Source organism: Geomonas ferrireducens (genome assembly GCF_004917065.1).
GTDB lineage: Bacteria > Desulfobacterota > Desulfuromonadia > Geobacterales > Geobacteraceae > Geomonas > Geomonas ferrireducens.
Window position 1 is genome coordinate 1 of record NZ_SSYA01000010.1, and the last position, 479, is coordinate 479.

At 54.9% G+C, this 479-nt stretch carries 2 tRNA genes; both read left to right on the top strand.

Going from position 1 to position 479, the window contains the following annotated elements:
• Positions 1-47: 47 nt before the first annotated feature.
• Positions 48-124 (top strand) — tRNA-Ile (locus tag E8L22_RS21315).
• Between the two features lie 74 nt (positions 125-198).
• Positions 199-274: transfer RNA gene (locus E8L22_RS21320), tRNA-Ala, on the top strand.
• Positions 275-479 lie beyond the last annotated feature (205 nt).

The following is a 479-nucleotide window of genomic DNA, read 5'->3' on the forward strand; positions in this document are numbered from 1 at the left end:
TAGCGATGACTGCCAGGCTCACGATGCGTGCATCGTCGTTACTGATTGGGCCTGTAGCTCAGCTGGCTAGAGCACACGACTGATAATCGTGAGGTCGGAGGTTCAAGTCCTCCCAGGCCCACCAACTTTGCTATCGGCAAAGTTGTCCCCCGTAGCCTTGGCGGAGGGGGACTTACCAGTCATCTCCACATGAAAAATGGGGGTGTAGCTCAGCTGGGAGAGCACCTGCCTTGCACGCAGGGGGTCATCGGTTCGATCCCGTTCACCTCCACCAATTTTCCGCGGAAGCGGAAAATTGCCCACCATAGCTGCCGAAGCGTAAGCGAAGGCGTCTAGCGAAGGCGGGCGATAACTTGTTCTTTGACAATTGCATAGTAGTGAATGTAGGTAGCAACCGAAATGACTTTGGTCGTTTCGGGAAGTATGCATGGCAGCACGTTCGTAAGAACGTGTCCACCATAGCCGCAAGGCGAAGGTGG